The organism is Delftia sp. SD018 (assembly GCF_017355445.1).
GTDB classification, from domain to species: domain Bacteria; phylum Pseudomonadota; class Gammaproteobacteria; order Burkholderiales; family Burkholderiaceae_C; genus Comamonas; species Comamonas acidovorans.
In genome coordinates, this window is the sequence record NZ_JADDRN010000066.1 from 1 (window position 1) to 1,691 (window position 1,691).

Sequence of the window (1,691 nt, forward strand, 5' to 3'; positions counted from 1 at the left end):
TCCCCGAGGACGACCTGGCCTACGACATGCTGGACCGCATCACCGCGCGCACCGCTGCCGCGGGCATGCAGCGCTACGAGATCTCGGCCTATGCGCGTGAGGGCCACCAGTGCTGGCACAACCGCAACTACTGGCAGTTCGGCGACTACCTGGGCATAGGCGCGGGCGCGCACAGCAAGCTCAGCTTTGCGCACCGCATCGTGCGCCAGGTGCGCTTTCGCGATCCCGCGCGCTACATGGACCAGGCCCTGGCCGGCGCGCCGCTGGCGCAGGACGGCGAGGTGCGCCGTGCCGACCTGCCCTTCGAGTACATGCTCAACGCGCTGCGCCTGCGCGAAGGCTTTGCGCTGCAGGACTTCATGGAGCGCACCGGCCTGCCGCTGTCCTCCATCGCCAAGGGGCTGGACGCCGCTCAGGCCAAGGGCCTGATCACGCGCGACCTGGGGCGGGTGGTGCCCACGGAGCGGGGCTTTGACTTCCTCAGCGATCTGCAGGAGTTGTTCCTGGCGGAGTGAGCGGGCCAACGACCATTGAAAAAGGACGCCTCGGCGTCCTTTTTTCATCCAGCGCCACAGCGCAATCGGTCGGCGATCAGCCGCAGCGCACGGCCACGATGCGGCCGGTTCCATCGACCACCAGGTTCAGGCGTTCCTGGTTGAACTCCATCGTCGTTGGCTGGCCTTCGCGCAGCACGCGGGCCATGTAGGCGCCCGACTGCTTGCGGGCGGCCTCCAGCGAGGCCGAGGTATTGCTCTTGCCCACGAAGGACTGCGCCGATGCCGCATTGCAGACCTGCACGGGGCGCGGGGCCGGTTGCGCCGCGCCGCCGCTGCTGCCACCAAAAGGATTGCTCATGCCGGCGCAGCCTGCCACCAGGGTGGTGGCGCCCAGCAGGGCCAGGGCGGCAAGGCGGCGTTGGAGGGCGGGGGCGGTCATCGGCATGGTCTGTCTCCTCGATTCATGGGGTGTTGCTGCGCAGTATCAGGGCAGGCGCGGGCGCGCTGCCTCGGACAATGCCGCATACCTTAGCCCGGCTGAGCCGGGCCAAGGCGAAGCCGAAGGCATGCGGAAGTAACAGGTGGCAGCAAAGGCTTCAGCGCCGCGCGCTGCGGCCTTCCGCGGGGGCGTGGTGAAAGACCGTGGCCTCCATGCCCATGGCGCGTATCTTGGCGGCCGCCTGATCGGCGCTGCGTTGCTTGGCAAAGGGGCCCGAGCGCACGCGCACGATCTCGCCCTTGTTGCTGTGCAGGGTCTGGCTGAGCGTGGGCAGCTTGGCTTTCTCCAGCCGTTCCACCACGCGCCCGGCATTGCCAGCTTCAGAGAACACGCCGATGTTGATGTAGTAGTTGCCCGGCTCCAGAGCCGCCGAGGCGGCCTTGGCAGGTGCCGGGGCCTTTGCGACGGGTTCGGCGGGCTTGGCGGGCTTGGCTGGTTTGGTTTCAGCCGCCACCTTGGAGGGCTTGGCGGGCGCTGGCGTGGCTGCGTGAACGGACGCTGGCGCAGGTGCAGGTGCAGGTGCAGGTGCTTTGGCTGGCACCAACGCGGCCTTGACGGGAATGGTTGCCGCTGCAGTGGCAGCGACGGCACCCGCGGCGCCGGCCGCTGCCACTACGGGCATGGGTTCGACCGTGCCGGAGACGGTGCTGCCGGCAGCGGGCAAGGGCGCTTGCGGATCAGGGCGCGCCTCGGTC

2 protein-coding genes and 1 pseudogene are annotated in these 1,691 nt (G+C 69.0%); 1 reads left to right on the plus strand and 2 read right to left on the minus strand.

Features of this window, described 5'->3' with window-relative positions:
• Positions 1 to 515 (plus strand): annotated as a pseudogene (locus INR38_RS28535) (oxygen-independent coproporphyrinogen III oxidase-like protein); the annotation flags it as partial.
• 76 nt (positions 516 to 591) lie between these two features.
• Here INR38_RS28535 and INR38_RS28540 read toward each other — a convergent pair.
• Together INR38_RS28540 and INR38_RS28545 are read right to left on the minus strand one after the other, a co-directional pair.
• Entirely contained in the window at positions 592 to 942 is a 351-nt protein-coding gene (locus INR38_RS28540; protein WP_207444589.1) for an I78 family peptidase inhibitor, read from the minus strand.
• Between the two features lie 151 nt (positions 943 to 1,093).
• Positions 1,094 to 1,691: SPOR domain-containing protein (locus INR38_RS28545; protein WP_207476066.1), on the minus strand; the 598-nt coding region annotated here is incomplete at its 5' end.

Bases quoted from the DNA above. Each gene is read 5' to 3' on its own strand.
- INR38_RS28540 (WP_207444589.1), bottom strand. From the start codon at position 942: ATGCCGATGACCGCCCCCGCCCTCCAACGCCGCCTTGCCGCCCTGGCC.